This window comes from Paraburkholderia sp. BL9I2N2 (assembly GCF_004339745.1).
GTDB lineage: Bacteria > Pseudomonadota > Gammaproteobacteria > Burkholderiales > Burkholderiaceae > Paraburkholderia.
On sequence record NZ_SMGP01000001.1, the window covers coordinates 1,571,515 to 1,592,602 of the forward strand.

At 61.3% G+C, this 21,088-nt stretch carries 14 protein-coding genes and 1 pseudogene; 6 read left to right on the top strand and 9 right to left on the bottom strand.

Annotation, left to right across the window (positions count from 1 at the left end; all coding sequences use genetic code 11):
• Positions 1-616: 616 nt before the first annotated feature.
• Positions 617-2,023 carry a methyl-accepting chemotaxis protein gene (locus B0G74_RS07425; RefSeq protein WP_132374196.1) on the bottom strand — a complete coding sequence of 469 codons (1,407 nt, stop codon included), beginning with the start codon at positions 2,021-2,023 and terminating at the stop codon, positions 617-619.
• Here B0G74_RS07425 and B0G74_RS45700 point away from each other — a divergent pair.
• The gene (locus B0G74_RS45700; protein ID WP_165923830.1) at positions 2,022-2,183 is read left to right on the top strand and encodes a hypothetical protein; all 162 of its coding nucleotides are present in this window, start codon (positions 2,022-2,024) and stop codon (positions 2,181-2,183) included. The genes B0G74_RS07425 and B0G74_RS45700 overlap by 2 nt on opposite strands.
• 308 nt (positions 2,184-2,491) lie before the next feature.
• On the opposite strand, the gene B0G74_RS07430 is transcribed toward B0G74_RS45700, so the two are convergent.
• A complete protein-coding gene (locus tag B0G74_RS07430; RefSeq protein ID WP_132374197.1) occupies positions 2,492-3,481 on the bottom strand; it encodes an alpha/beta hydrolase in 990 nt (329 codons plus the stop codon).
• Positions 3,482-3,587: 106 nt separating this feature from the next.
• A complete protein-coding gene (locus tag B0G74_RS07435) occupies positions 3,588-5,078 on the bottom strand; it encodes an NAD(P)/FAD-dependent oxidoreductase (protein ID WP_132374198.1) in 1,491 nt (496 codons plus the stop codon).
• Positions 5,079-5,223: 145 nt separating this feature from the next.
• On the opposite strand from B0G74_RS07435, the gene B0G74_RS07440 reads away from it, so the two are divergent.
• A complete protein-coding gene (locus B0G74_RS07440; protein WP_207915624.1) occupies positions 5,224-5,913 on the top strand; it encodes a TetR family transcriptional regulator in 690 nt (229 codons plus the stop codon).
• Positions 5,914-6,014: 101 nt separating this feature from the next.
• On the opposite strand, the gene B0G74_RS07445 is transcribed toward B0G74_RS07440, so the two are convergent.
• The 3 genes from B0G74_RS07445 to B0G74_RS07455 form a co-directional block, all read right to left on the bottom strand.
• Positions 6,015-7,214 (bottom strand): tetratricopeptide repeat protein, encoded by a 1,200-nt coding sequence (locus B0G74_RS07445; RefSeq protein ID WP_132374199.1) that lies wholly within the window; start codon positions 7,212-7,214, stop codon positions 6,015-6,017.
• Positions 7,215-7,302: 88 nt separating this feature from the next.
• On the bottom strand, positions 7,303-7,983 hold the full coding sequence (locus tag B0G74_RS07450) for a PspA/IM30 family protein (RefSeq protein WP_132374200.1): 681 nt from the start codon (positions 7,981-7,983) through the stop codon (positions 7,303-7,305).
• Between the two features lie 567 nt (positions 7,984-8,550).
• Positions 8,551-9,186: a hypothetical protein gene (locus B0G74_RS07455; protein ID WP_132374201.1), complete on the bottom strand. Its 636-nt coding sequence runs from the start codon at positions 9,184-9,186 to the stop codon at positions 8,551-8,553.
• A gap of 490 nt (positions 9,187-9,676) precedes the next feature.
• Between B0G74_RS07455 and B0G74_RS07460 the strand changes: the two are divergent.
• Positions 9,677-12,179 (top strand): annotated as a pseudogene (locus B0G74_RS07460) (penicillin-binding protein 1A).
• Between the two features lie 430 nt (positions 12,180-12,609).
• On the top strand, positions 12,610-13,461 hold the full coding sequence (locus B0G74_RS07465; RefSeq protein ID WP_243658138.1) for a lipid A biosynthesis lauroyl acyltransferase: 852 nt from the start codon (positions 12,610-12,612) through the stop codon (positions 13,459-13,461).
• 264 nt (positions 13,462-13,725) lie between these two features.
• On the opposite strand, the gene B0G74_RS07470 is transcribed toward B0G74_RS07465, so the two are convergent.
• Together B0G74_RS07470 and B0G74_RS07475 are read right to left on the bottom strand one after the other, a co-directional pair.
• Complete coding sequence (locus B0G74_RS07470; RefSeq protein WP_132374203.1) at positions 13,726-14,499, bottom strand: FkbM family methyltransferase; 774 nt, start codon at positions 14,497-14,499, stop codon at positions 13,726-13,728.
• A 684-nt stretch (positions 14,500-15,183) separates the two neighbouring features.
• Positions 15,184-16,358 (bottom strand): IS3 family transposase gene (locus B0G74_RS07475; protein WP_132373085.1). Its coding sequence is split into 2 segments (ribosomal slippage): positions 15,184-16,088 and positions 16,088-16,358, totalling 1,176 coding nucleotides; the frame shifts between segments, so codons are not numbered across the junction.
• A gap of 147 nt (positions 16,359-16,505) precedes the next feature.
• Between B0G74_RS07475 and B0G74_RS07480 the strand changes: the two genes are divergently transcribed.
• A complete protein-coding gene (locus B0G74_RS07480; RefSeq protein WP_132374204.1) occupies positions 16,506-18,620 on the top strand; it encodes a DUF6531 domain-containing protein in 2,115 nt (704 codons plus the stop codon).
• Between the two features lies 1 nt (position 18,621).
• Positions 18,622-19,002 carry a hypothetical protein gene (locus tag B0G74_RS07485; RefSeq protein WP_132374205.1) on the top strand — a complete coding sequence of 127 codons (381 nt, stop codon included), beginning with the start codon at positions 18,622-18,624 and terminating at the stop codon, positions 19,000-19,002.
• Positions 19,003-19,556: 554 nt separating this feature from the next.
• Here the strand turns inward: B0G74_RS07485 and B0G74_RS07490 are convergent.
• Positions 19,557-21,086, bottom strand: a complete 1,530-nt coding sequence (locus B0G74_RS07490; protein WP_132374206.1) for an efflux transporter outer membrane subunit — start codon at positions 21,084-21,086, stop codon at positions 19,557-19,559.
• Positions 21,087-21,088: the final 2 nt, after the last annotated feature.

Sequence of the window (21,088 nt, forward strand, 5' to 3'; positions counted from 1 at the left end):
CGTGTTTTCAGACGGCCCTATTACCCAACCGAGCTGCAGCGTAACGAATTCCTCGATTGCCGTAACGCTACCTTCGGCCGACGCCGCTTCGCTCTCTGCCCAAGGCGCAACGACGGGAGCGACGCCATTCAATATCGCACTAAACAATTGCGACCAAGGCACCGCCGTCAGCGTAACGCTCACAGATGCGTCCAATATCTCGAATCGTTCCACCACGCTGAGCCTTGCGCCAGACTCTACCGCGGCGGGCGTCGGCCTGCAGCTGCTGAATGGATCAACGCCTATCGCCATGTCCCAGACTCCGCATCGGCGGGCAATCAGAATCAATGGTTTGCCGGCACTGCGTCAGGCAGTTCGATGACGATTCCGCTGACCGTTCAGTACGTCCGTACTGCCGACGCGATGACCTCCGGCACGGTGCGAGGTCTGGCGACTTTCACGATGGCGTACGAGTAGGATCACCAGGCATCATCAAGCAGACCTTCCGCTCGATGTCACTCTCCGATACGTGTGAGGTCAGTTGCAGGTCGCGTTGTTTGATGCGGAATGCGAACAGTGCAACTTTGTCCGAAGGCCAACACAATACGAAACAAACCCGAACAAGAACCAAAAAAACTCAAACCTTATACCCAACCCGAACCCCACCCCAATGCCGCCCGTTAACAAAAACAGGCGCCGACGCATCCTTCATCAACACAAACTCCCCACCGCCCATATCCCGCCGATATGTCTGCAGCAAAAACCGCTTGGTATGTGAAGCCGCAGCAATCCCGGTCCGGTCATCGAACATCCGCCGGTTCCGGCAATTTGCCGTATTCCAGACCACATCACCACCACGCTGCGGCAAAGAGAACTTCAGATTATGCGTCGGCAAATAACCCCGCAAATCGATCGCCGCACAAAACGCGACTCGCGGATCGAGATCAAGCAAAGGCTCCTGAATTGCCGGCAACACCCGGTCGGTCAACGCAGTAAACCGCGTTAGAAACTGCGGGGGGTTACTTCCAGCCACCGGCACATAGTGCTGATCGAACAGATCCTCGAGCGACACTTCACCACGCGCCACGGCCGTTTCGAATGCCTTGCTCACGGCGGCTGCCGCCTGCTGCACGGCGTCGATGAAACGCGTATCCGCCGTTTCCACACCCGTCGCGGCGGTCAGCTCGATCAGGGTTTCGGACACACCGAGCAGATTCCCCAAACGGTCTTTCGCCTGCACGAAGTTTTCGCTCGAATCCTCGACGCCGCTCGCCATTTCCAGCACCTGCGCCTCGAGTCCGCCGCACTGCGATTCGATCTCGCCGGTCAGCACGGCGATCTGTCCCGCCTCGTCGTTCAGATGCGCGATCGCATCGCCAGTTGCATGCACGACGTCGCCGATCTTGCGTGTGCCTTCGCGCACCCGGTGCGCCCGCGCGGTGTTTACGGAACCTTCGCTGATCAACTGCTCGGTCTGTTGCGTGAGCTGCGCCAGCGTCGTCTCGATCTGCCCGGTGGCTTGCGCGGTTTTCGCGGAGAGGTTCTTCACCTCGGCCGCGACCACCGCAAAACTCTTGCCGGAGTCGCCGGCGCGCGCGGCTTCGATCGCGGCATTCAGCGCCAGCAGATGAGTCTGACGCGCGATCAGCGAGATCTCCTCGGAGACGCGGCTCACGTGCGCCAACGCGCTGCGCAGTGCGCCGATCTGGCTTTCGATGACCGTCACGCCTTCCACGAGGCCGTGGATGTCCGCCAGCGACGCTTCGAGCGTCTGCTGCGATTCCTGCACGCCGGTCGCGGCTTCAGTGGATACGTGGCTCATTTTCCGCGCGGCAGCGGCAATGCGATGATTGCCGGCGAGCGTCTGCGCAGCCGATTCGCGCAGCGCGCGGCATACTTGCGCCTGACGTTGCACGCGCGCGGCCACTTCCTCGACGTGTCCCGATACGTCGCAGATCTCGATACCCAGTTTGCCGGCTTGCGCGGCAATATCGCCGACGACCGTGTGCGAACGGGCCGCCCGGCGAAAGCTGAAACGCGTCATGGTGGTCTCCATTGTCGACCAGAGTTGGCGCTTTAGCGCTTACTCTGGTCCCATGCAACAGTTTGCTGATGGCGCGCTCGGCGCATTCAGTTGGCGCAACCACCCTGAACGGATGCAGCGTCTTCTCGATGCGTTTACGGCGGACTTTCAAGCGACTTGATACGGGGTATCCCGCAGTCGTTATGATGTGCGGTCAAACTGTGATCCACAGCCTTACCCGTAGACCTTTCCGTTTCTTACCGGCAACCGATGATCGACTCCTTCGCGCGCGTTTCGGGCTGGCAACAGCTCTATCACCTGTGGCAGCTGATCGTCATGCTCTGCAAATTTCTCTGGGGACTGTTGCGTTTGCTGGGCGGCGGCTGAGCGCGTCGGCGCGGCGCGAGGGAAGGGCGTGCGAGATCCGCTCGGCGTGCACGCGCGAAGCATCGATCGAATGATTGGAACAACAGGAAGAAAGCAGCCAGGTCAGGCCCGCGCGCGACGGGTGCCTTCGTCAACTGAAACATCCGCGCCGCGCGTGCCAAGAAACGCGCGCAGATCGGCCATCACGCGCTCGGGCGCTTCTTCCATCGGAATATGGCCGAGCCCCGGATACATGACCGACTTCGCACCCGGAATGCGGCTTGCAAATTCGGCTGCGTGCGCAGTCGGAATCCAGCGATCCTTCGCACCCCACAGCACCAGCGTCGGCACATCGAGTGTCTTCAGCACGTCGGTGTCGACGTCCTTGAAGTCGAGCGTGGGCACCATCTTGCCGATCGCGGTGCGCGTGTCTTCGCCGTGGAAGAACTCGACGTAACGCCGCAGCGTCACCGCGTCGATCTTGCGCGGATCGCCATAGACGTTGCGCACCGCGCTCTTGACGATGACTTCAGGCAGCAACCACGGCGAACTGACCCGCACCAGCGCGCTGTTGAACAGGGCGATGTAAATCGGCAGTTTCATCGGAAAGCCGGCCGAGTCGATCAGCACGAGTCGTTCAACGGCTTCGCGATGGCGCACCGCATAGTCCCACGCAATCAGCCCACCGAGCGAATTGCCGATGAAGGTCGCGCGCGAGATGCCGAGTGCCTGCAGGAACGTGTCGATGAAACGCCGATAGGTGGGCAGATTCATCGTTTCGATTTCGCCGCTGCCGGAGCGCAGCGGTCCTGTCACGCCGAACGGCGGCAGGTCGAGGCGGATCACGCGATACTCGCGCCTGAGTTCATCGGCGACGCGATTCCACGTGTGCAACGAAGACGCGAAGCCGTGAATCATCACGATGAGTTCGCCGCTGCCTTCGTCGACGTAATGCACGTCGGCGCCCATGATCTTCACGAATCTGGAGCCGCTTTGCGTGTAGCGCCGGCGCAATTCGTCGCGCGGCACGCTGGTGACGCCGAGGCGCGCGGCGAGCGAGCGCGGCGGCAGCGGGGATGTCGAGGCGGGCGTGCCGGAGTCGATACTTGCCATGTTTTGTTGTCTCCCGTGCAGTTCGATTTTGTGGTTCGCCTGGCCGCGAATCGGATTGCATTGGCGGCGTCTCGCTCTCTCAGTCCATCAGCCGCAGCGCATGGCCTCAGGGCGCGAAGCGATAGTCGTGCGGACGCACACGCCGCGTCCGTTTGCGAAAGCTGAAGGTGAAGCCGGGCCACAAGGCGGTGACCTTGCCGCTGCGGGTCTGATACCAGCTACGACATCCGCTCGCCCACACGGAGTGCTGCATATCCTTCTGCAAACGCGCGTTGAATTCGCGTTGCACGTCGGGCCGCAGATTCATCGTGCGTGCGTTGCGGCGACGCAGTACGCGCAGGCAATCGGCGATGTACTGCACCTGCGACTCGATCATGTAGAGCAGCGAGTTGTGGCCGAGTCCGGTATTCGGGCCGACGAGCATGAAGAAGTTCGGGAAGTTCGCCACGCTGACGCCGAGGTAGGCTTCCGGCCCATCGCGCAGCCACAGGGCGCTGAGATCCGCGCCGTCGACGCCGGTCACGTCGAACGGCGCGCCGACGTCGTTGACCTGAAAGCCCGTGCCGCAAATGATCGCGTCGGCGGGGTGATGCACGCCGTCTTCGGTCACGATGCCGTCGGCGACGATCTCGCGGATGCCGCTCGTCACCACGTCGACGTTGGGCTGGCTAAGCGCGGGATAGTAGTCGCTCGAGAGCAGCACGCGCTTGCAGCCGAACCGGTAGTTCGGCGTGAGCTTGGCGCGCAGGGCAGGGTCCTTGACGCGTCGTTCGAGATAACTCAGGCCGAACTTCATCGGCACCTTCATCAGTTTCGGATTGACCACGAACGCGATGGCGCGCGATTCGAGCTGCCAGTAGATCGCGCTGCGCACGAAGCGCTGCGTGAACGGCAGATGGTGGAACAGCCAGCGGGCACGCGCGTCGATCGGCTTGTCGGGCTTGGGCATGACCCAAGGCGCGGTGCGCTGGAACAGATCGAGTCGTGCGACGCGCGGCTGGATTTGCGGCACGAACTGGACCGCGCTCGCGCCGGTGCCGATCACCGCGACGCGTTTGCCTTCGAGCGCATAAGCATGGTCCCAGCGCGCCGAATGAAACAGCTTGCCTTCGAAGCGTTCGAGCCCGGCAATCCGCGGCATCGCCGGACGGGACAGCGGACCGCTTGCGGCGATCACCACATCGGCCTCGATGGTTTCGCGCACGCCGTTCACGTCGATCTCGACTTGCCAAACCTGGCGCGCTTCGTCGAAACGCGCCGCAGCCACGCGCGCGTTGCAGCGCACGTAACGCTCCACGCCATATTTGCGGACGCAGTGCTTCAGATAGGCGAAGATTTCCGCCTGGCCGCCGAACGCGCGCGACCACGCGGGATTCGGCTCGAACGAAAACGAATAGAGATGCGAGGGCACGTCGCAGGTCGCGCCGGGATAGGTGTTGTCGCGCCAGGTGCCGCCGATATCGCCAGCCGCCTCGTAAATCGTGAACGACGTGATGCCCATTCGCAGCAGACGAATCGCCATGCCGATGCCGGCAAAGCCGCTGCCGACAATCGCGATGCGTGGCGCGGCAGGTGGGGCGGATGAGGCAGGCGTCACGGCGGTCTCCGGCAGGGGGCGAGTTTCAGGCGTCTACATGTGTCTACTGCAGCATAACGCGCAGGGTAGACAACTGTGCACATGACGTCAAGATCGTTTAGAGTACTGCTATTAAACGCGCCAGGCGCGCATCGATTGAAAACACATGACATCCGTACCGGAAGCGGCAGCCGCCGCGGAGCACGGCGCTGCCGCGGGCCAGGAATTGCCGGCCGGCAAGCGCAAACTGATCGAAGCCGCGTTGCGTCTGACCGCTGGCGGCCGCAGTTTCACGAGCCTGGGTTTGCGCGAACTGGCGCGCGAGGCCGGGCTCAATCCCAATACGTTCTATCGTCATTTCGACACGCTCGACGATCTGGCGCGCGAAGCCGTCGAATCCGTGAGCCGCCGTTTGCGGCCGATGCTGCGGCGTGAGCGCTGGCTCGCCGCGCACGACGAACCGCATAGCGTGCCGCGTCGTGCTTGCGTCGCGTTCTTTGCGTTCGCGCTGGAAAACCGCGAGGCGTTTCTGAGCGCGCTCGCCGAATATCATGGTACATCGCGGGCATTGCGCGAGGCGGTGCGCGCGAACCTGCACGAGGTGTCGGCGGAAATGGCCGACGACGTGGTGCAACTGGAATTGATACCGACGCTTACGCGTGAAACCGTCGACGAAGTCTGCACGCAGATCGTGCTGCAACTCTTTCATTTGTCGGCTGACTATATCGACGCGGACGACCCACGCCGCGATGCGCTGATCGCGTATGCGGAGCGCTTCATCGTCAGGCTGTTCGCGGGGGCGGTGTTGATGGCGCAGCACGAGCCGGAAAGGGCGTTGGCGCCGATACACGTGTGAAGCCTTAAACGAATCGCCATAACGAAACAGGCTCCGTAATGGAGCCTGTTTTCGTGACGCATGCTTGTCCGGCTGATTCGATTTCAGCCGCGCAGCGAAGCTCAGGTGTTGTCGTTCCAACTGCCGGAGTCGTCGCTGCTGCCCAGGTCGACACCGCCGCCGTTGTCGTTCCAGTCGTTCGAGCCTTGGCCGAAGTCGAGGCCGCCGCCATTGCCGCCATCGTTGCCACGGCGGCGCGCTTCGTCGTCGACGACCACGTCGCGCTCCACTACGCGCTCACGCCCGGAGTTCAGCGCTTCGCCGAGCAGCACACCGGTCAGCAGACCGCCCATGCCGCCGCCGAAACCACCGCCGCCTTGCTGCACGATGACCGGCGGCTGTTGCTGATACGGTCCTTGCTGCGGATAAGGCGCTTGCGGCGGATTGCCGAAACGTTCGGCTTCCTGCGCATACGGCGACTGCTGCTGCGAGCTGGCGGCCGGCGCGGCATACGGATCGGGCCGGCCTTCGAGGCGCGCGCGCATGCTGCCGAGGCGTTGCTCGAGTTCGTCGAGCTGATACGGCGGCAGCGGATTCTTGCTGCCCGACAGTGTTTCGACGAGGCCGCGCAACTGGTCTTCAGTCGCTTCGACTTCCTTCTCCAGCGCCTCATGACCTTGCACGGTGGAGAGCTTCACATCGAGCTTGAGCGAACGGACGGTGTTGAGCATCTCCGTGGCGCGCTTGAGTTGCACGCGACGCTCGTCGTCGGCGCGCGTATCGCCTTGCGTGCGGGCGCGGCGCAAGGTCCAGCGCAGCACCAGCGCGATCACGCCAACGAGGACCAGAATGCCGATCCACATACCCATGCCCGGACCATGCCGTTGCGGCGCTTGCGGGACCATCGCCGACTGTTGCTGCACGGACGGCGCCGTCTGCTGCTGCGCGAACGGGTTGGGCGCGCGGCTGGTCGTGTTGCCGCCCGCGGCGCCTGCGCGTTCCGCGTCCTTGCGAATACGCGCTTCGGTTTGCGCGAAGCGGGTCGGGTCCGTGAAGCGGATTTGCGGGTCGAGTGTCTTGGCCTGCTGGACCTGGGCGAGCGCGTCGGCGGAACGGCCTTCGCGATCGAGCACCTGGGCGTACAGATAGTGGGCGCGCGCATTGTTCGGATGCGCCTGCAGCACTTCGCTCAGACCGGCGTCGGCCTGTTGCCAGTTGCCTTGCGACATGGCCGATTCGATCTGCTGAACGGTGGGCACAGCGAACGCCGCGGCCGACACGAACAGCAGTGAGGCAAACGCGGTTGCGAGAAATTTTTTCATTTACGGACCGGGCGCATTGCGCCCGTCTCCTTCAGTCGATTCCGGCGGCTCACACGAAGGCCGCCGGTATGTACTGCTGCCGACGCAATTACTGGGCCGGCGTATTGATCTGCTTCTTCAATGCTTCGAGACGATCTTCAACGGAAGGACCGCGGTTCAGATCCGCGAGCTTGTCCTCGAGCGCCTTGCCGCTCTTCACGTCAGCCGAATTCAGGCGTGCGTCCGAACGGGCATTCGACAACGCGACCTTGTCTTCGAGCTTCTGGAAATCTTCGGACAGATTCTTGCCGCCGATGCCACCCAATGCCGTGGCTGCCACGTCTTTCGCCTGCGCGATCTGCTGCTTGGCTTGCAGAATGTTCGAGCGTGCGTTCAGGTCGTTGCGACGCGTGCGCATGTCTTCGATCTGACTCTTGAGCTGCGCCACCGACGGCTCCAGCGTAGTCAGTTCCTTCGCGAGCGCATCGCGTTCGGCTTCGGCCGTGGCTTGCGCGCCGAGGGCTTCGCGGGCGAGCGCTTCGTCGCCGGATTGCAGCGCGCGTTTCGCGCCGTCTTCGTATTTCTTCGCCTTGTCCGCGGCAACATCGCGCTTGCTTTGCTGCGTGGCCACTTGCGCCTGGATCTCGATCAGCGAGTTCTCGGCTTTGGCGATGCTCTCGTCGAGTTCGCGCACGATCTGGCGCGAGTCGCGCGACGGATCCTGCACGGAATCGGCTGCGTCGTTCAGGAGACCTTTAAGCGTGCGCGAAATGCTGTCAAAAAGCGACATGAAAACCTCCAAAGAATGTAAACGGCGCTGAATAATCCCGCGCGCTTAACTGCATTCAACTGCTACTTTACGCCGCTGCGCGCGAAGCTGCGCAACGTTCGGACCGGAGTTCGGGGCGTGCGCGCCGATTGCAATAGCGGCGACGTAAATTGTTCGATTCGAATATCGAGTGACAAACAGCTCAAAGGTTAAATCGCGCGGCGCGTCATTCAGCCGCTCGCGGATATTACACCACGCGCTCTCTTAAAACCGACTTAAAGGGCGCGATGACAAATTGGCCAACTTCGCGCGCGGCAAGTGTCGCGGGCGTGAATGGACGCGGTGCGTGTGTGCCGTGTTTGCGTCCGTTGTCGCCGCAAGCGAGTAGGGCTGAATACGTCCAGTAGCCGTGCATTCAACGACACTAAAGACGTCTATGCCGACGGTATTTTCAATGCGCAACAGCCGCTGCCAATCGCTCGGTGAATGCCAGGCTTGCAGTGCCGAAAGCTCGCGCATTTTGAATGACGCCGATGTAACGATATGCAACGCGTCGCCACACGTCGTGCGATATGCGGCGCACGTTCACTACGCGAAACGGCCGCCTTTCGTGCTCGGATCGCCGAGCGGATCGTCGTCGTCGCGTGGGGTGTCGAGGCGCGGGCGTTTGAGCACGCCGCGCAATTGCGCTTCCGGATCGGTTTGCTGGGGCGTGGATCCTTCCGCCGAAGCTGCTTCGGCCGCTGCCATGCGCGCGACGGCTTCGGCGGTTGCCGCGGCTTCCTCGTCGATGCCAGCGGCGAGGGCAGCGGCCAGACCTGCCGGCAACAACGGCGCGGGTTCAGCCTCCGCTTGCCGTGCTGGCGCACCCGGCAACACGTTCGCAGCCGGCGCCGGCGCATTGGAACCCGCCGCGCTATCCGCGGACGCCCCTGTCGCGCTGTCGCCGCGCGTTTGCAAAGCCGGCGGCAATGCGGCGCGCGCATGCCGTGTGCCGCGCGCGACCCGTTGCAGTGCGGCGTCGAGCGCGTCCGGCGCGCGGGGCGCGCGCAACCGGTCGACGATGCTCGCCGCTTTCACCTGCTCGCTGGTTGCGCCGAAGCTCAACACCGCGCGCCGCATCAGCTCGCTGACGCTAATCCCCAGATTCTCGGCGGTGGAAGTGATCGCGCGTTTCTGCGCGGTTGTGACGAATACGACGATGCGTTCGCTGGGCTTGTTCATAGTCGGCTCGCATACTTGTTGGCATGGGCGGTTCAAAGCGTGCATTTGGCGGACGCCGTGGCGCGAGCGGGTGTTAGCGCGCGCCGAGTCCATCATATGACGAGTTGCCCCGATGCGGAACGGGCGCGACATGAAAATCCCGTGACATCAATGAGTTGTAGCGTTTGCGGGCGGCTTGTCCACAGGCCTTTCAACATTTTCTGTGTATAACTCCGGCCACGTGGAAAACGCTCGCAAGACTGCCCGGAACTACAGACTCCTTTCGCGCGAAGGGAATTCTTACAAAAAAACTAACTTGGACCGCGCGTGATTTCTTTTAAAATGCGCTGTTACGTTGCGCCGGGCCCGGTCCAGGCGCGCCGTGCGGCCGGCCGGGGGCAAAGGGCCGTGCGGTGGTTTGCGCCTCAGGCTACGATGCTCGATCACGATCCATGTGTGCGCCAGGAGCGCATGCAGAAAGGCGTTCAGTCATGCGCCCACTACTCCAGTCATGCCAATCATCAAACGACCGCATTCATCCAATTCTCCGTCTGGTGAAGACCGGGATTCCTACCAACGCACTCCAGGACGCAATGCAGCTTCGCGCGACGCCGAGGCCGGCCGCCGTTCCATCGGCGCGACCATTGCCATCTGGTTCGCGAGCCTGCTTGCGACCATCGCGGTGGTGGGCGCGCTGATCGTCGGCTATGCGCTGGTGGTGATGGGGCCGCAACTGCCGTCGCTCGACGCGCTGACCGACTATCGTCCGAAGGTGCCGCTGCGGGTCTATACCGCCGACCATGTGCTGATCGGCGAATTCGGCGAGGAGCGGCGCAGTCTCGTGCGCTTCCAGGACATTCCCGATCAGATGAAAAAAGCGGTGCTCGCGATCGAAGACTATCGCTTCTACGAGCACGGCGGCGTCGACTTCCTGGGCATTCTGCGCGCCGGTTTTGCCGACCTCGCGCACGGCGGCGCGTCGCAGGGCGCGAGCACGATCACCATGCAGGTGGCGCGCAACTTCTTCCTTTCGAGCGAGAAGACCTACACGCGCAAGATCTACGAAATGCTGCTCGCGTACAAGATCGAGCGCGCGCTGACCAAGGATCAGATTCTCGAGCTGTACATGAACCAGATTTATCTGGGCGAGCGCGCGTATGGTTTCGCGGCGGCCGCGCGCGTGTATTTCGGCAAGGATCTGAAAGACATCACGCTGGCGGAATCGGCGATGCTGGCCGGCTTGCCGAAGGCGCCGTCCGCGTATAACCCGGTGGTCAATCCGAAGCGCGCGAAGATCCGTCAGGAGTACATTCTGCGGCGCATGCTCGAGCTGAGATACATCAGCCAGGATCAGTACGATCAGGCCGTGAAGGAAGAGATTCACACCAAGAATCCGGGCAACGAATATAGCGTGCATGCCGAGTACATCGCCGAAATGGTCCGGCAGATGATGTACGCGCAGTACAAGGACGAAACTTACACGCGCGGCCTGAACGTCACCACCACGATCGACTCCGCCGATCAGGATGCCGCCTATCGCGCGGTGCGCAAGGGCGTGATGGATTACGAGCGGCGCCACGGCTATCGCGGGCCGGAAGGTTTCGTGCAACTGCCCGCGCCGGGCGACGACCGCGATCAGACCATCGACGACGCGCTCACCGATCACCCCGACAACGGCGAGATCATCGCCGCCGTGGTGACGGACGCGAGTCCGAAGCAGGTCAAGGCGCAACTGGTGGACGGCACGCAGGTGACGATCAGCGGTGACGGTCTGCGCTTCGTGGCGGGCGGGTTGAGCGCGCGCGCCACGGCGGCCACGAAGATCAAGCCAGGCTCGATCGTGCGTCTGGTTGCCGACGACAAGGGCAACTGGCAGATCACGCAATTGCCGCAGGTGGAAGGCGCGCTGGTGTCCCTCACGCCGCAGGACGGCGCGATTCGCGCGCTGGTGGGCGGCTTCGACTTCAACAAGAACAAGTTCAACCACGTCACGCAGGCGTGGCGTCAGCCGGGTTCCAGCTTCAAGCCGTTCATCTATTCGGCCGCGCTCGACAAGGGTCTCGGACCGGCCACGATCATCAACGACGCGCCGCTGTATTTCCCGTCGAGCACGCCGGGCGGCGACGCGTGGGAGCCGAAGGACGACGACCAGCCGGACGGTCCGATGCCGCTGCGTCTCGCGTTGCAGAAGTCGAAGAACCTCGTGTCGATCCGTATTCTGTCGTTCATCGGCACCAAGTACGCGCAAGACTTCGTCACGCAGCGTTTCGGTTTCGACGCCGACAAGACCCCGCCGTATCTGCCGATGGCGCTCGGTGCGGGCCTCGTCACGCCGTTGCAGTCGGCGGGTGCGTATTCGGTGTTCGCAAACGGCGGCTTCCGGATCAATCCGTATCTGATCAACGAGGTGACCGACGCGCGCGGCGAAACCGCTCTCCAAAGCGCAGCCGCTGACCGCTGGACGCGATGCGCCGCGTACACTCGAACCGCGTAACGCGTACATCATGAACAGCCTGCTGCATTCGGTGGCGACGGCCGGCACGGGCGCGGGGACCAACGCGCTGCATCGTTCGGACTTGCAGGGCAAGACGGGTACGACCAACGACGCGAAGGACGGCTGGTTCGCTGGCTATCAGCAGTCGCTCGTGGCAGTGGCCTGGATGGGTTATGACCAGCCGAAGAGCCTCGGCAGCCGCGAATTCGGCGCGCAGCTGGCGTTGCCGATCTGGGTGGAATACATGCAGCGCGCGTTGCGCGGAGTGCCGCAAGGCGAACCGGCGCAGCCGGACGGCGTGACCTCGGTCGACGGCGAGCTGTTCTATACCGACATGACGCCGGGCAATGGTTTCGTGGCCAGCATCGGTCTGGATTCCGCGAATCCGACCGCCGGCGTGAGCGATGCGATCGGCGGCGTGGGCCCGGCGGGCATGACTCCGCCGGCGGTGCCGCCGCCGAGTGTCTCGTCGAACGAGAAGAAGCAGATCATGGATCTGTTCGAATCGAACAAGCCGTGATGTTCTCCAGGGGATACCCTTGGAGAGCAACGGAGATTTGCGGGCCGTGTGAGTCTTGCGGCCCCGCACACGCAAGGTTTTGAAAGAGCAGGAAAGCGCCGCCCGGTGCGGTTTTCGCGCCGCTTCTCGGGTGGGCCACCCAGCAGATTGTGTGCCCGGCATGCGCGGTGTGTTCTAATCACACTAGCGGTGCTTTTATCAAGGGTCCTGAAGGACGCCTGATCCCTAACCGGTTTCGGTCTCCAGCACCACTGCATCTCGCCTCGAGCGAGACGTCCATTCTCGAACCCCCGCGCCGCGCGAGACCCGGTATGACGCGCGCGCATGTCACTTCGTCCGCTGGCAATGTAGAGGTTGCCGCGGCCGACGTGTTTGCCATCCAGCATCCACCGGGTCCCGCCTTGTGAAAAGTCGAATCCTGATCTGTCTGATGACAGGTCTGCTGCGCGCATTTGCCTTTCTGCCGTATAGCGTTGTCGCGCGAATCGGCAGCGGTATCGGCGCGTTGCTGTACCGCATTCCCAGCACGCGCCGGCGTGTCGTGCATACCAATCTGAAGCTGTGTTTCCCGGACATGAGCGACGAGGCGCGCGAACGTCTGGCGCGCGCGCACTTTTGTCACGTGATCCGCAGTTATGTCGAGCGCGGGCCGCAATGGTTCGGCAATGCGCAGGCGCTGGCACGCCTCGTCGAAGTGGAGAGCGCGATCGATCTGTCCGACATGGCGGGTCAGCCGACAATTTTCGTCGGCTTCCATTTCGTCGGTATCGAGGCGGGCTGCATGATGTACTCGACGCGGCATCCGGTCGCTTCGCTCTATACGCCGATGTCGAATCTCCTGCTCGACGCGATGGCCAAGCGGCAGCGCGGCCGCTTCGGCACGGAGATGATTCCACGCAGCGATAGCGTGCGGCGAGCGTTGCGCGTACTGCGCGACGGCAAGCCGGTGATGCTGGCCGCGGACATGGATTTCGGCTTGCGGGATTCGGTGTTCGTGCCGTTCTTCGGCGTGCCGGCCTGCACGCTGACCTCCGTCTCGCGGATGGCGCGCGCGGCGAATGCGCGGGTAGTGCCGTTCGTGACAGAAGTGCTGCCGGATTATCGCGGGTACAAGCTGAGCATCTTCGAAGCGCTAAGCGATTTCCCGTCCGACGACGTGGCCGTCGACGCGCGGCGCATCACCGAATTTCTCGAGACGCAGGTGCGACGGATTCCTGATCAATATTATTGGGTGCACAAGCGGTTCAAGAATCGGCCGGCAGGTGAGGCGGGCGTTTATTGAGGCGGGTCGGCGTCAAATGCGTCTGGTGGTGAATGTGGTGCGGGGTCAAGTACTTAGGCGGGGTCTCCTGGTGTTATCAACAGGTCTGTCAACACAAACTGTGGATAAGTTTGTCTCGCGACGCACTGCAAACGAAGACTTTAGGCTGCAAGGATGTCCGGCAGCGGAGCGACACGCAGTACAAGGTCGAACGCGAGCGATCCTCGCGCGGACTTGTCTCGCGCCGCCCGTGAGACAGGTTCATCCATGGCATTCACCGAGTGGTCAGGCGGAAGGACCGGCCAGCGGATGAAATCCCGCATCCGTGATCTCGTAGCCATCCTGCAGTGTCATGTTCGATTCACGCGGCAGTCCCAGCATGTTAAAAGCGGACAGCCTTGGGTAAAGGTTCTCAGTTCTGCACCGGAAGTTCTCCGGGTTGAACAGCGGGCTGATATGCCACCACAGCCTGTATCCCTGCTTCCACAGATATTCGATGAGCGCAGGCGAGTGGGCAACCTTGTCATTCTCGACGTACAGCACCGGACGATCACGGGCGAGAATCTGCTGCGCGCCTTGCAGTACCTGCAATTCGAATCCCTCAACGTCAATCTTCATGAGCCGCACGCCCCGTGCACCAGTCATGTCGTCCAACCGGACGCAGGGTACTTCGACACCTTCCGGTATTTCCTCTGCCTGTACGGAGATACCACCGAAGTTGTTCGAGCGGCTATAGTCCAGATGAGGGAGCCATACGGACCCTTCCTCTGCAGCACAGGCGAAAGGCCAGGCGGCTACATTGCTGATTCCATTCAATGCCAGATTCGCGCACAGATTCTGGAATACGAACGGTTGCGGCTCAAATGCCATGACGACGGCACCGACTGTTTTGGCAGTCTTTGCCAGAGCGATGGTCTGACTGCCGACATTCGCTCCGACTTCCAATATCGTACCTGGCCGGTTGATGAACTGCAGCAGAAATTGGGTTTCCAATTCGCAGTATTCGCCGTATTCGATCAGTGCGTGGCCAATGTAGACATCGTATCGATTGGCCAGCATCGTCCCGTGTCTCGTAGTCACGAGATCATACGGGTCAGCGATCTGCATCGTGTGGATAGTCTCATTCGTCACAGTCTGTTACCTCTTTCATTGCCATCGGATGGCGCGAATATATCACTGTGCTCATGGCGATCTCCGGAGCTCAATCGGGAAGCACCGGACTGCAACCCGCACGATCTGCTGCACGCCCCCCATCTTTTTGCTCATCTAGTCTCGTGTCAGTGCGCCCTAAACGTGCTGGGACGGGCAATGTGCCTTTTGCAGGCTGACGTCAGATGGATGACAGGCGTCGGGTTATTTTCCTACATCACATGTGGGCGTGGACGACGGCAAACATGTTCATGTGCAAGCCAGGCGTAATTTTAGGAATATTCGGATTTTCTGTTCATTGCAGTCCCGATAGGGTGCTCTGGCTCGAGCCAAGTACCACCAATCAGGATAACTATGAAAAGAAACAGAAGCAAAGAAACTGCAACTGGAATGGCGGCCCGCCTGCTGGCAGCATTCATGTTGCTCCTGGTGGCGTTCGGCGCCAATGCCGAGAGTGGAGACGGAGTTTGCGCCCCACTATATGTCAGGTCCGGAGCGATACAAGGAACCTCGACCTGTTTCGCAAATGCATGGGGAAACACACCCATCAATCTGTCCAACTGAGGTCGGTCGAGACGCGTGGACGCCAACGGGTTAAGCAGCGACCTGATTCAGATAGTATCGCTGCGTGAATGCTACAGGTGACAGGTAATTGAGACGAGCCTGCGTGCGCTGCCGGTTATAAAACATCTCGATGTATTCGCTGATGGATCGCTTGGCTTCATCGCGCGTGGCGAAGCGTCGATGATAGACCAGCTCGCTTTTTAGCGTGCCCCAAAACGATTCGATCGGCGCGTTGTCAAAGCAGTTTCCTCGTCGACTCATCGACGCCTGCATGCGGAACTGGCCGACGAGATCCTGATAGGCGTGAGCGCAGTATTGGGACCCACGGTCCGTGTGATGGATCAGGCCGGGCGCCGGGCGCTGCGATGCAACCGCACGGAACAGCGCCTGCATTACCAGATGCTTCGTCATGCGCTCGCTCATGGCGTAGCCGACGAGCTCCCCACTAAACAGATCCTTCAGGCCGGCGAGGTACAGCCAGCCCTCGTCAGTCGCGATATACGTGATGTCGCCGCACCAGGCCTGATTCGGCGAGGTTGCAGTGAAATCCTGGTTCAGCAGGTTCGGCGCCACCGGTAGGTCGTGCTTCGAATTGGTCGTCGCCTTGAACTTGCGTTTCTGCCTGCAGCGTAGTCCCAGCTTTTTGCGTAGCCTTTTTATGCGGTGAACACCGAGCCGCACGCCGTGCTCGTCGAGGTGCTTCTGCAAGCGTTCGGGCCCGAAGCTCTCACGCGTGCGCTGATGCGCCGCCAGCACTTCGGCCTCCAGTCTCGGCTCCTGCTGTGCCCGCAACGACGGCGAGCGCTTGCGCCACGCGTAATAGCCGCTCACGGAAACGCCCAGCAGCCGGCACATCGGCGGCACCGGATAGTCCTGTCGCATCTGTTCAATCACGCCGTACTTCACCGCGACTCCCTCGCAAAGTACGTCGCGAATTTTTTTAATAAATCGCGCTCCATTTTAACTTCCGCCAGCTCCCGCTTGACTCGCCCGAGTTCCGCTTCGATCTCCGTCAGCGGCTTTTGATGCTGACCTACACGTTCCAGCTTGCCTGCCTTCGCAGCACGCACCCAGTTTGCCACCGTCTTCATTGATATCGACAGCCGACGCGCAGCCTCCGATACGCCAACGCCCTCGGTCATTGCAAGCTTCACCGCCTCTTCACGGAATTCCTTCGTGTAGACGGCTTTGGGGATTCGACTCATGTATGCCTCCATTCCTCAATTTTACGGAATGTTGGCGTCCACTTTTTCCGGCGGACCTCAAACCACTATTGCGTCAACGAGCCGGCGCGAATCACGCGGTGGTGTGGGACGCCGCCGGACGACACGAGTGCAGATAATAGTTGTCCGGTGGCTGACCCGGTTTATGCAGATTCAGGTGCAACGACGATCAGGGAAGTTGATTTTCATAGCGGCGACGACCGGCCTTTTATTTTCAGCCGCACTTACCGCGCTCGTCCGGTTGCGCGACCAGATTCCGGCTTTGGGTCTCTTTGGGTTCACAACTGGCAGCGCCAGTTAAATCTTGCGAACGTAAATGGTGTTCCGTCGCGGGTCACTGCTTACCGTGAAGATGGGAACCCGGTTGTATTTAATAAAGCTTCCGGCGGATGGCGGTCCGCGGACGGAAAACCGCTAACGTTGACGCAAAGCGCTTCATCGTGGACGCTTGATGACTTGACCAATGGCAACCGAGAAGCCTATTCCGCACAGGGAATACTGCTGTCTGTTACCCAACACGATGGTCGGGTGGCTACGCTGACATACAGCGATGCGAATACCCCCGTCTCCGTGGCACCGGCAGTGGGCCTGCTTGTCGCGGTTACCGAACACGCAGCCGGAACAAATTCCTACTACGATCTGACCATCCGTCTGACTTACGATGCGAAGTACCGTATTACTCAGTTCGCGGATTCGACCGGGAATGTAACGCAGTACGGTTATGACGGATTTAGCAACCTTGTTTCTGTTACCTGGGCAGATGGGAGCGTCCGCCGTTACGCCTATGAGGACACGCGCTTCACCAGTGCCCTAACTGGCGTGATTGACGAGACAGGCACTCGTGTTGCGACCTGGGCATACGATGCGATGGGCCGTGCCACGTCGGTAACCCATCCGAACGCGCAGCAGAATGTGTCATTTGCCTACGGTGCAAACACATCCACGGTGACCAGCAACCAGCGCGCGACGACCGTGAACTTCTCCTCGATCGGGGGAATGTCGCGCGCGACAGGAAGTGACGCTGGCTACAGCATGGGTTGGGACACTGGAGGCAAACTGACCAGTGACATCACACCATTTGGGAAGAATGTCCAATACAAATATGACGAGGCTGATCGTCCCATCCAGGCGACTTCGATCAGTAATTCAGGCGGTATAGCGATTACAACGGTGCGCTACGCTGATTCCGTGAGTCTGCGTCCCTATATGGTCGCAAAACCAGGATGGCTCCGCACATATGTATATGACGCGAACGGCAATGCGACGGGCGTCAGTGAGCGACGGACCACGGATGCAACAGGGGCGGATGGTTTGGCCGCGGCCTTGGCTGACGGCCCGACCCGTACCTACGGAATGGTGTATGACTCGTCGAACCGTTTGACGTTTGCCCAGATGTACGACGACGGGCAGTTGACGGGTGAATGGGGGATAACGCAAGACGCGACCGGCAACCTGCGATCGGTTAGCGACAGGAAGACTGGAAACATACTTATAGTTTCCCAGCGAGATTCAGCGCACCGGGCGATCAAGTTCAACAGCCCAGGCTTCACTGCGAATCCCTATTACGACGCACGTGGACGGCTGATCGGTTTCCAATACTTCGAAGATGCAAGTCCGCTAAACGGAAATGTTCAACGCGCCCTCAAAGTCAACTACACGTACGCTGCGGATGGAACTCTGGTGGCGCGTGCAGGTACTGTGTCGACAAATCTCGGCCCCGACTTTTCCATCAGTGATGATGAGATTGACAAGTGGCTTGAGAATGTCGAGTCTGGAGTCTTGCCCGCAGGGCCATCGCTTAATCTGCTCGGTATGGTTAGGGGGCTGCAGTTCGTGCAGGAGCCGGGACTGGAGCCGGTGTGTCCTGAGTGCGCAATCGCTGCAGGCGCTCGTTTTGCCTGGCTTGTATTCCAGCTTGCCAAAGACCCGATGTGGGCCAGCAAGCAAGGCATTCAGCAGGCGACGGAAGCGAAGCAGTGCAAGCCAACGGGCGTGAATAGTGCCGGAGACCTTACTTTCAAGACGGGTCACTATGCCTCCCGTTTGGAAGCGGAGGGTGTAAATGTCGCAAACGCAGAGGGCCAGGTTGCAGATGCTGTGACCGGTATGATGCCGGACATGCTTCCCAATACAAGCGCGGTTGGCAGAATGACCGTTGACGGCGTCCTGGTTGAGTTCCGGGTGCGTATCCTGCCGAATGGCACAGCGAGTGTGGGAACTATTTTTCCTGTGAAAGGATACTGATGTGATTCGCGCACTTACCGACGACGAAAAATACTTCATCCGTGGCGTAGCATCACGGCTTGACAGTGAAGCGCGCAACAGGCTGATGAATGACCTGGCAATCGCACAGGTAGAAGCCGAACTGGCGGACGGAGAATTGATCCAAATCTGCCTTGAAGGATATCAGCATCCACATGGTGGCGGCCAGAGCCTATACCCGGTTGAGGGAGAAGTGAGCGACGAGGATGGCTCGTTGATATCCCTGCTTTTGTTCGCCGATCCGGCCGACCGTTTGTATGAGCTTGAATATTTGCGGTGGGGCGATGGACCATTGCAACAACCAAATTGGTCGACACTTAGGTTTATACCTGATGTGTCTCCTGCCGATCACAGCGCCGAGTAACGAGGATGCGAGCAACGAGGATCGACTTATCAGGACGTCTTCGCTCGCGCGCCAAAGCTGTTTGACGCACGCATCAAAATTGAGTCGCCTACTGACTACCCCTGAACAGGGCAAAATCGCCGCACGATATGCACCGGCCCGGCACGGGGGCACGAACTGGACTGTCTGGATTTTAGACAAGTCACGTGCTTTGTTGGTCGCCATTGAAGGACAGCGTTGGCTTGAATGGCAAACGAGACACAAGTCGCGGCGCCCAACGCCGCTGCATCCACCGGCACCTCAAGCAACAAACCCCTTCGGCTCGAGCACTTAAGCGTGTAGCCCCGGAGTTATCAACAACCCTGTCAACCCAAACTGGGGATAACGTCGAGGCATCCCAGGTTCTTCGTTCCGTGAAAAAGCTACCGCTCCGGGCCTGCTGGTTCATTCCGTACCGCCTGCACAATTCCCCATGCGTTCAAGGTGTTAGCCTGCTTGTCAGATAGTTTTCAACAGGCTCATCAACAAAAAGTGGGGATAAGTCCGCGGCGATCAGTACGGAATCCCAGGTTTGGCTAGTCGGCGATGCCCGCGTTCGCTGCCCGAATCGCCGAGGCCGAGGCCGAAGTCGAAGCGGACGCGGATGACGCAGCCGGCTCCATCGGCGGATTCCCCATCGCCTGGAACAACGCCGCCGTATCCGTCAGACGCGCGCTCGTATAGCGGATCTCATCGAGCTGCGCGTTGCGAAACTGCTGCTCACTCGAACGCGCTGACGCGATAGGCAACGCGCCCAATCGATAGCGCCCCGAGGTTTCGTCGAAGATGCCTTGCGCCGAACGCGCGGCAACGTTCGCGGCGTCCAGCGCCTGCGAGTCGTGCTCCAGCGCGGCGAGCGTGTCGGCGACATTCTGGAATGCGGCGAGTACCGTCTGTTTGTACTGCGAGACCGTCGCATCGTACGTATCGACCGCTGCGCGCCGTTGCGCGAACAGGGCGCCGCCGTGAAACAGCGGCTGTGACAGCGACGCGCCGATGCTCCAGATCGCGCCCGCGCCGGACAGCGCCACCGGCCAGCTAAAGCCGCCTTGTCCCATCGACGCGCTCAACGACAGGCTCGGGAACATCTGCGCCGTGGCGACGCCGACATCGGCCGCCGCGGCCTTCAAGGCGGCGTCGGCGGCCTGAATGTCGGGACGCGCGCGCAGCAGTTCCGACGGCACCACCACGGGCACCTGTTCAGGCACATGCAACTGGGCGAGTTCGAGATCGTCCGGCGCGGCATCCGGTGTGCGGCCCAGCAGCACCGCGAGCGCGTGACGCGTGCTCAGCCATTGCTGCTTCAGCCCCGGCAAGCTCGCCGACAGACTCGCCGCGCTCTGTTGCGCGCTCAACTGGTCGGCATGCGAAACGGCGCCCAATGCATAGCGCCGCTGCGTGTCGCGAGCCTGATCGTTGGCGATCGTCACGAGCCGTTCGGTCGTTTCGATCTGCGCACGCAGCGCGGCGCTCGTGATCGCGGCGCTCACGATATTGGCGGCCAGCGCCCGGCGCGCGGCGTCGAACTGATACGCCTGCACGTTGACGCGCGCCGCGAGCGCCGCGTCGGCCAGACGCGCGGCGCCGAACAGATCGAACGTATAGTGCGCCTGCAATTGACCGACGAAGATGTTGTACAGAAACGTGTTCGGTCCGATCTCGGGGATCGCCAATGCGCGGTTGCGCGTCGCCTGGCCGCCGAGATCGACGGTCGGCAGCATCGAGCTGCCGATCTGCGCACGCAACTGCTCACGCGCGGCGGCAAGACTCTTGTCCGTCGCGGCGAGCGTCGGACTATTACGCAGGCCTTCGTCGACGAGCGCGTTCAGCGCGTCCGACTGATACAGCTTCCACCATTCGGGCACCGGCTTCGCGCCGACCACGAACTGCTGCGTGACGCCTTGCGCGGGCACGGTTTGCGTCGGCTGTGCTTCGGCGCCGTAGTGTGCCGGTTGCGGCATCGCGGGCGGCTCGCCGCTCGGCCCGAACGAGCAGGCGGCGAGCGCGCATGCCATGCCGGTGAGCGCGGCGCGGCCCGCGTGTCGGAGCAACGAGAGATTAGCCATGC

Excerpts from the sequence above, each read along its gene's own strand:
- B0G74_RS07455 (WP_132374201.1), bottom strand. The coding sequence starts at position 9,186 with ATGAACAAGCCCAGCGAACGCATCGTCGTATTCGTCACAACCGCGCAG.
- B0G74_RS07490 (WP_132374206.1), bottom strand. The coding sequence starts at position 21,086 with ATGGCTAATCTCTCGTTGCTCCGACACGCGGGCCGCGCCGCGCTCACC.
- B0G74_RS07430 (WP_132374197.1), bottom strand. The coding sequence starts at position 3,481 with ATGGCAAGTATCGACTCCGGCACGCCCGCCTCGACATCCCCGCTGCCG.
- B0G74_RS07465 (WP_243658138.1), top strand. The coding sequence starts at position 12,610 with ATGACAGGTCTGCTGCGCGCATTTGCCTTTCTGCCGTATAGCGTTGTC.
- B0G74_RS07450 (WP_132374200.1), bottom strand. The coding sequence starts at position 7,983 with ATGTCGCTTTTTGACAGCATTTCGCGCACGCTTAAAGGTCTCCTGAAC.
- B0G74_RS07425 (WP_132374196.1), bottom strand. The coding sequence starts at position 2,023 with ATGACGCGTTTCAGCTTTCGCCGGGCGGCCCGTTCGCACACGGTCGTC.
- B0G74_RS07445 (WP_132374199.1), bottom strand. The coding sequence starts at position 7,214 with ATGAAAAAATTTCTCGCAACCGCGTTTGCCTCACTGCTGTTCGTGTCG.
- B0G74_RS07440 (WP_207915624.1), top strand. The coding sequence starts at position 5,224 with ATGACATCCGTACCGGAAGCGGCAGCCGCCGCGGAGCACGGCGCTGCC.
- B0G74_RS07470 (WP_132374203.1), bottom strand. The coding sequence starts at position 14,499 with ATGCTGGCCAATCGATACGATGTCTACATTGGCCACGCACTGATCGAA.
- B0G74_RS45700 (WP_165923830.1), top strand. The coding sequence starts at position 2,022 with ATGGTGGTCTCCATTGTCGACCAGAGTTGGCGCTTTAGCGCTTACTCT.